The sequence below is a fragment of the Pseudomonas sp. NPDC090755 genome, assembly GCF_044769005.1.
Classification (GTDB): Bacteria; Pseudomonadota; Gammaproteobacteria; order Pseudomonadales; family Pseudomonadaceae; genus Aquipseudomonas.
On record NZ_JBIVXC010000004.1, the window covers coordinates 114,124 to 120,803 of the forward strand.

General features: G+C 60.5%; 3 protein-coding genes. 1 reads left to right on the forward strand and 2 read right to left on the reverse strand.

Annotated features, from left to right (window positions below; genetic code table 11):
* Window positions 1-22: 22 nt before the first annotated feature.
* Window positions 23-688 carry an HAD family hydrolase gene (locus tag ACIQUS_RS08905; protein WP_403045641.1) on the reverse strand — a complete coding sequence of 222 codons (666 nt, stop codon included), beginning with the start codon at window positions 686-688 and terminating at the stop codon, window positions 23-25.
* Window positions 689-1,030: 342 nt separating this feature from the next.
* Between ACIQUS_RS08905 and ACIQUS_RS08910 the strand changes: the two genes are divergently transcribed.
* Entirely contained in the window at window positions 1,031-2,119 is a 1,089-nt protein-coding gene (locus tag ACIQUS_RS08910; RefSeq protein WP_403045644.1) for a helix-turn-helix transcriptional regulator, read from the forward strand.
* A 30-nt stretch (window positions 2,120-2,149) separates the two neighbouring features.
* On the opposite strand, the gene ACIQUS_RS08915 is transcribed toward ACIQUS_RS08910, so the two are convergent.
* The coding region (locus ACIQUS_RS08915; protein ID WP_403045646.1) for a type I secretion C-terminal target domain-containing protein at window positions 2,150-6,680 on the reverse strand (4,531 nt) is incomplete at its 5' end.

A 6,680-nucleotide genomic window follows, 5' to 3' on the forward strand; every position in this document is an offset into this window, starting at 1 on the left:
TCACCTTAGACCCTGGTGTGCGTTAAAGGAGCAGATCGGCGATGTCGGACACACGATCAGCAGTGGTCAGTTCCTTGCCATTAGGCGAGAAACCCCATCCATACGATACGCCAAGAAAACGATAACCGGCAGACCGAGCGGCGGTTTGATCGGCGGGCTGGTCTCCAACGTAAAAGCATTGTTTCGGCTCGAGCCCCAATAGTTTTGCGCCATGTAATAAACATGCACTTTTGCCTTTTTCGATCGGCTGTTCATCGAAGTAAAAAAGGCATCGAGCGTCGAAGTACTGAATGACGTCCGACAGTCCAGGCTCGACATTGGCTCTGGTGTTGGAGGTTACAAGTCCAAGGGAAAATCCGGCATCGTACAATCTCCGAATCGTCTCATGGACTCCGGGGAACTGGGATGGGCGATAAGCTGGCATGAACTCCCTTTCGTACTCGCGCGTGCCTCTTATGGCAAGTGTTTCAGGGAACCCTACGGACAAGAAAAAATTCAGCATCGGACTGACGCTAACGCCGTCACCGATCATACGCTTGAACTCGGCCTCGTTGGGAATGCGCAAGTCGTTGAGGCCATACTGGCGGGCCTTGTCAGCGCAAAAGCGAAGGTGCTGTGGAAGCGAATCGAGCAGTACGCCATCGACGTCGAAGAAGACAGCTCTGAGTGGAGTGTGGGTCATCACCATTTTGGGCCTCCGATCCCTTCTTCAGTTTCGCTTAAGTTATGCTGCCTCATTGAATACGAGCGTAGCACACGCGCCAGCTGGACAATTCAGAATCCACACCCGTTGGCAGCATCAACCAGGACCTGAAAAACAGTGAAAGATTTATGATCTGCTTCCAGATCATCTGTAAGTCGAAAGACGGCACGTGCAATTTGTCGAACCTGCAATGCACGCATCACCAACGCCTGCCTCTATCCCCATCCCGACCACCGGCATTGCACAGCAGCTGCCGTTGAACCATACATAAAGCAATACGCCATCATTGGTACAAGGTATTCCCTCAAGGCAACAGGCAGCCTCAGCATGGTGACTCAAGTACGCAAAAAGCGGCTGTACGACGAACTCGTTGACCTGTGCTATGAGTGCGCGCTGGACACCACCAGTTGGCAGAGGTTGCTGGAGCGACTGGTCGAGACCAGCGGTCATCAGAAGGTGTTCTTGTTCCATGTCCGTCATCACCAGAGCGACGCCCAGGCCGTAATGGCCATTAACCTGGCCGCCCCAGCAGGAGTGAACGGCCCGCATTGGCAACCGACCCCGGGGCTTGAATTCAGTGGCTCCCACACCTTGGGCTACTGGCACAAGGCGCTCATCGACTTCGGTAGCGAACAGGCCGTGCAGGATCAGCACAGCCACACGCCCTACGGCCTTCATCATGTCGCCAGCGTCCGGCTCGATGAGCAGGCCGACTCCGGCATCTACCTGACGGTACTTCACCAGGTCGGTGCGCCCTCACCTTCGGCCCGGCACTATGCACTGCTGGAGCGAATCACCCCGCACTTGCTCAAGGCGGTGAAAGTCTCGGCCAGGATCAACGGCCTGGAACAGGACCTGGCCAAGCGCGACCTGCTGCTGGACCATCACACCACGCCGCTGTGGCTGCTCGATGACGAGGGCCAGGTGCTGCACGGCAATCAGGCTGCGCGGCACATGAGCCTGAGTGGTTCACCGCTGTTTGAAAGGTTCGCCCGCCTGCACAGCACGACCCAGGATTCCCACCTGCGCAAACTCATCCGGCGAGCCGCGGGCAAAAATGGCAAGCGCCAGGCCGGCTGGCTGCGCCTGGATACCAGCGAAGCGCAAGCATTGCTGGTCACCCCCGTTCCCGCTGAGGCAGACTGCAACCCTCACTTCAACAAGCCCCTGGTGCTGCTGGCACTGCTGGAGAATCGCTTGCCCAGCCCATTGCTGGCCGAGCTTTTCCAGTTGAGCCCGGCCGAACATCGGCTGGCCGAACTACTGGCCCAGGGACTGACACTGGAATGCTGCGCCACGCGCCTGAACGTCTCCATCAATACCGTGAAGACCCAACTGCGTGCACTGTTTCGCAAAACCGGCACCACCCGCCAGGCACAACTGATCACCCTCTTTGCCCGGTTGATCGGGGGTTGAGGACGGGACGGTCCTGCAACCTCCGACGCCCTAGGTGAACAGCTGCACGTCACTCGCCGCAAGGCTAGTCACACCAGCCAGGGTGACCACTGCGACCGCGTTGTCATTGGCGGCGCCGTCGGCATCGTAATAAAGCGTGTGGTCATCCTGGTTGAACACCAGGTGCGCGCCCGCCACTTCCTGCTGATCGCCGCTGACGTTGGCCAGGGTCTGGGCGATGGTCTGGCCCTGCAGGTTGAACAGTCCGCTGTTGAGCGCCACGGTGTCGCTGCCCTGGGTGAAGTCGCGGATCACGTCGGCACGATCGCCCGGCAACTGGGCGAACTGGAAGGTATCGGCGCCGGCGCCGCCGTTGAACCAATCGGTTTCAAGGGTGCTGCGGATCAGGTTGGCGGTCGCGTCGCCGGTCCATTCGAGGTGGTCGACGACGGGGTTGCCGTTGGCGTCGTAGCGTTGGCTGTAGATATTCAGCCCGCTACCGCCCAGGTCGAAGGATGTCCAACCCACTACATAGCCGCCATCATCGAGCGCGCCAATCGTCGGGTGCATCTGAACGTCCTGGGTCGTACTGTTGACCCGCACTTCACCCCCCACTGCCGTGCCGCTGACGTCGAAGCGTTGCGCGTAGATGCCCCAACTGCTGCCGTCCTGGTCATTGGACATCCAGGTCACCACATAGTCGCCGTCATTCAGCACAGCGATTTCCTGAGCGCTCTGATTACCGAGCGTCGTGCTGTTGACCCGAAACGCACTCCCTACCGCTGTGCCATTGACATCGTAATGCTGCGCATAGATACCGGAATCGCTGCCGTCCTGGCCGTAGGACATCCAACTCACCACATAGCCGTTGTTGCTCAACCCTGCGACTACCGGATGGCTCTGGGAACCGGGCGATGTGCTGCTGAGCAGCACTTCGCCTCCTACCGCTGCGCCGATGGCGTCGTAGCGCTGCGCATAGATGCCCGTGGAACCGTCCAGGCCAACGAACATCCAGTTCACCACATAGCCGCCGTCATTCAGCGCGCCAATAGTCGGTTCCGTCTGATTGCCGAGGCTCGTGCTGTTGACCTGCACCTCCCCCCCCACCGCTACGCCACCGGCATTGTAGAACTGCGCATAGATACCCGTGCCGCTGCCGTCCTGACCTTCGGACACCCAACTCACCACATAGCGGCCATCGGCCAACCCCGCCACACTCGGGCTGTACTGATTATTCGCGGTGACGGTGTTGACCCGCACCTCACCGCCCACCGCCACACCGCTGGCATCGTAGCGCTGTGCGTAGATACCAAGACCGCTACCGTCCTGGCCGCTGGAGGTCCAACTCACCACATAACCGCCATCACTCAGCGCGCCAATTACCTGTTGCTGCTGAGCGTTGGCGGTCGTGCTGTTGACCCGCACTTCATCACCCACCGGCGCACCGCTGGCGTTGAAGCGCTGGCTGTAGATGTCGAAGGAGCTGTTGCTGCTCTGGCCCAAGCTCATCCAGCTCACTACATAACCGCCACCCATCAACTTGACGATCAAAGGGTCCATTTGGCCATCAGCCGTCGTGCTGTTGACCAGCACTTCACCGCGTATGGCCTGCAGCTGCACGCCATCACCAAACAGCAGTGTTTCGACATCGTGCAGGGAATCGCTGCCCTCGTTGCCATCGGCCGCATTCAGATCATTGACACCGACCTGGACCAGCCCCTGCACAGCAAAGGCAAAGTCGCGCTGGTTACCTTGGTACAGCGCCGTGTCGTGGCCTTCCCCACCGAACACGGTGTCGTTGCCAGCGCCGGCGACAATGCGCTCATCAGCGCTGCCCAAGCGGATCAGGTTATCGCCGGCATCCCCCCTGAGCGTCAGCGTATTGGCGACCGCTTGGCCGCTGGCATCAAAGCGCTGCGTGTAGATGCCCCACTCGCTCCCGTCCTGGTTATGACTGGACATCCAGCTCACCACATAACCGCCGTCGCTGAGGGCGTCGATCGTCGGCTCCTGCTGCATGCCATAAAGGGTCGTATTGACCCGCACTTCGCCACCTACCGCTGCACCGCTGGCGTCGTAACGCTGCGCATACACGCCGGTAAAGGCGCCGTCCTGGTTTTCCGATTGCCAGCTCAGCACAAAGCCGCCGTCGGCCAGCGCCACCACACTCTGGAAGGTCTGATTACCTGCGGTGAACGTGTTGACGCGCACCTCGCCGCCCACTGTCGCCCCGCTGGCGTCGTAGCGCTGCGCATAGATGTCCCAGAAGATGCCGGTCGGACTGTTGGAAAGCCAGCTCACTACATAGCCGCCATCGGCCAACCCCGTCACGCTCGGACTGGACTGATTATTCGCGGTAACGGTGTTGACTCGCACTTCGCCGCCCACCGCTGCGCCGCTGGCATCGTAGCGCTGTGCGTACACACCTTCGCCGCTGCCGTCCTGATCGTAGGAACCCCAGCTCACTACATAGCCGCCATCGGCCAACCCCGCCACGCTCGGGTTGAACTGATCATTCGCGGTGAACGTGTTGACCTGTACCTCGCCACCCACCGCTGCACCGCTGGCATCGTAGCGCTGCGCGTAGATGCCATGACGGCCACCGTCCTGGCCGTAGGAAATCCAGCTCACCACATAACCGCCATCGCTGAGCGCGCCGATCACCGGGCTGAACTGACTGTCAACGGTGGTGCTGTTGACCCGTACCTCGCCGCCCACCGCTGCACCGCCAGCATCGTAGCGCTGCCCGTACACATCCCGGCCGCCCCCTTGATCGTTGGCGGTCCAGATCACCACATAGCCGCCATCGTTGAGCGCGCTGATCACCGGATCCATCTGACCGTCTGTGGTGTTGTTGACCCGTACTTCGCCACCCACAGCAACGCCACTCGCATCGTAGCGTTGCATGTAGCTGACCCAGTTGCTGCCCTCCTGGCCAAAGGACATCCAACACACCACATAGCCACCGTCGGCCAGCGCCGTCACGCTCGGGCTTGACTGGGAACCGGCTGTGACGGTATTGACCAACGTCTCTCCACCGGCCGAGCCCTCGACCCCGATCGTCCCGTCGGTAAAGCGCAGTTGTTCGAGGGTCGTGAGCTGGTCTCGCCCGGCCTCACCACTTCCGGCACCGGCCTCGACCGCCAGATAACCATGCGGGTCGAAGGTGAAGGTGTACTGGTTCATGCCTGCGCTGTAACGAGCGCTGTCGCTGCCCGCCCCCCCATCGAGCTGATCGTTGCCGCCAAGGCCGTTCAGCGTATCGTCCCCGGCCAGACCATAGATTGCATCATCAACCAGGCTGCCGTTGAGCACATCGGCATCGGGCGTACCGTTCAGTGTCAGGCCCGGTGAGCTGACTACTGGCAATGCAGCAGGAGAGAAGTTGTCGAGGGTCAGTGACGCCGCGTTGGTATTCTGCAGGGTAATGACGGTCTGCCAGTCGTTCGTGACGGCACCCGCGCCATCGCTGTCCCACTGCAGCAGCGTGTTTGCGCCCTGCTGCACCAGACGCAGGTAGCCCAGCGCCGGGTCGAACGGATTGCCACTGCTATAGCCGCTGCTCGCCAACAGCAACTGATTGATATTGAGGATGTCGCCGTTGGGGCCAGCAACAAAGTCGCTGACCAGCAGCTGGCCGATGGAGAAGTTCTGCAAACTGTAGGTATCGCGTCCGCTACCGCCAACAACCGTGGTAACGGAGTCGGTGTGGCTCTGGTAGACCAGGATCGTGTCATCGCCGGCACCGGCATCAAGACTGTTATTGCTTATCTGACCGCTGTTGTCGAATTCCTCCAGGTAATCATTGCCGTCACCGCCCTGCAGCAGATCGCTGCCCGCCTCGCCGTACAGACCGTCATTGCCGTTACCGCCAATGAGTGTGTCGTTGCCCCGGCCACCGAGCAAATTGTCCCCACCGTCGCTACCGGTCAGGCTGTCATTGCCATCATCCCCACGAAGAAAGCTGCCATCGGCGTCATTGCCCGCCAGCAAGGTATCGTTCCCTTGGCCACCAAAGAGAGCGTCATAACCACTGCCACCGTCGAGCAGGTCATTGCCACCGAAACCGTTCAGCGTATCGCTGCCTGCCAGACCATAGAGCGCATCGTCGACCACGCTGCCGTTGAGTACGTCATCGTTCGGCGTACCGTTGAGCGTCAGCCCCAATGAACTGCCATCCGGTGGCGCGGCAGGCGAGAAATTGTCGAGGGTCAGTGCCGCCGCGTTGATGTTCTGCAGGGTGATGACGGTCTGCCAATCGTTCGTGACGGCACCCGCGCCATCGCTGTCCCACTGCAGCAGCGTGTCGGCGCCCTGCTGCACCAGACGCAGGTAGCCCAGCGCCGGGTCGAACGGATTGCCGCCGCTGTAGCCGACGCTCGCCAGCAGCAACTGATTGATATTGAGGATGTCGCCGTTGGCGCCAGCAGCGAAGTCGCTGACCCGCAGTTGGCCGATGGAGAAGTTCTGCAAACTGTAGGTATCACGTCCGCTACCACCAACAACCGTGGTGACGGTGTTGGTGTGACTCTGGTAGACCAGGATCGTGTCGTCGCCGGCACCCGCATCAAGACTGTTAATG

What these genes read in the sequence shown, in the direction of transcription:
- ACIQUS_RS08905 (WP_403045641.1), bottom strand. Translation starts at nt 688, where the DNA reads ATGGTGATGACCCACACTCCACTCAGAGCTGTCTTCTTCGACGTCGAT.
- ACIQUS_RS08910 (WP_403045644.1), top strand. Translation starts at nt 1,031, where the DNA reads ATGGTGACTCAAGTACGCAAAAAGCGGCTGTACGACGAACTCGTTGAC.